The organism is Lentilactobacillus parafarraginis DSM 18390 = JCM 14109 (genome assembly GCF_001435895.1).
Lineage (GTDB): Bacteria > Bacillota > Bacilli > Lactobacillales > Lactobacillaceae > Lentilactobacillus > Lentilactobacillus parafarraginis.
Map to the genome: position 1 here is coordinate 1 of NZ_AZFZ01000163.1, position 1,454 is coordinate 1,454.

The following is a 1,454-nucleotide window of genomic DNA, read 5'->3' on the forward strand; positions in this document are numbered from 1 at the left end:
GCAATGGCACTTACAGCAAGCACCATCATTAGTTGCCAGTTCTTTTTCATCACTGCCACCCCCTTTTTCTAAGCATTCCAATTCTAATTATTACAGACGAGATTACATATTTAAAGTTACCACCCTCAAGACAAAAAAGCCTGTCCTTTCTTGTTAAAAGGGACTTTGCATATCATACCATACTATCTAGAGGGAAGTCATCACTTTTTCGGACAGTTTGNGCTAAGCGACTTTTTGTGAAGCTTGGTCATACAAGGAAAGCCATGCTACTGGTGCAAGATAGTCTAAGCGTGCTTGTACCCTTACGCGGTTGTAAAAGGTCTCGATGTAAGCGAAGACTTGCGCTCTCAGATCATTGATATCTTTAAATTGTATCTGATAAATGAGCTCTTTCTTCATGATGGCAAAGAAGCTTTCGCTCCAAGCGTTATCACCCGGTATTCCCAATGCTGAGAAGCTACGTTGCCAATGATATTGGTTGACCAACTTTGTCACTGCTTTGGCCGTGTATTGGCTACCACGGTCACTATGAAAAATACACGTTTCTGGCAAAGCCCACCTTTGGTAGGCTTGTTTAAGTGTCGCTAAGACTAAATCCGTGTCCATATGATTGGATATTTGATGAGCTAACACTAGGTTGCTGGTCAAATCCCTTATTTGGCAAATGTAAGCTTTTCCTTCTGATGTTGTCGTCTGTGTAATGTCACTTGATAAGGCTTCAAACGGCTTAAAAGATTGGTGTTTCACTAGATTGGGATAATCACCTTGACGAGCAAGTCGGCTATCGGTCAAACTCTTCGGATGACGACAACGTAGCGTTGAATACAGACCGCCATCAGCCATCAGACGGGCAACTCGGTGATAGGAAGCTTTATTACCATTTTTACGCAATAAACCGCAGATGCGTTTGGGCCCGTAAGTGCCCTGTCCTTGATCAAAAAAGTGTTTGATTCGTTGACGATATTGCCTTTCTTTGGCGTTTCGCTTTGGCAAAGCTCTCCGCCAAGCATAATAACCACTCGTTGATACGTCTAACAAACGCGCCCACCTTACCACAGAAACAGAGGTTTCCCTCAACATAAAAGCATACTTATCGCTGGGGGTTACTTCTGGAGACTGGCAAAGTAGGCGGCGGCTTTTTTTAACATATCACGCTCCAATGCTAATTCGGCATTTTCACGTTTTAAGGAACGGTTCTCAGCTTCTAAAGAAGCAAACGGCGTTTGCTTTCCATCTTCGGTATATAGCTTCCGCCAACGATACAGGGCACTTTCAGGAACACCAAGTTCGGAGGCAATGATTTTAACTGGTTTGGAAGAGTTAAAACTCAAACGTACCGCATTTTTCTTAAAATCTTGGTCGTAGCGATTGCGTGAATAGGTCATTTTGAGGACTCCTTTCGGATAAATCAATTCTCTTATGTTTCTGTCCGAAATTCTAGTACAGACCCAGAG

1 protein-coding gene is annotated in these 1,454 nt (G+C 43.0%); it reads right to left on the minus strand.

Translation table 11 applies throughout. From position 1 onward, the window contains the following. Nucleotides 1–222: 222 nt before the first annotated feature. Nucleotides 223–1,385 (minus strand): IS3 family transposase gene (locus FD47_RS14475; RefSeq protein ID WP_156319511.1). Its coding sequence is split into 2 segments (ribosomal slippage): nucleotides 223–1,145 and nucleotides 1,145–1,385, totalling 1,164 coding nucleotides; the frame shifts between segments, so codons are not numbered across the junction. Nucleotides 1,386–1,454: the final 69 nt, after the last annotated feature.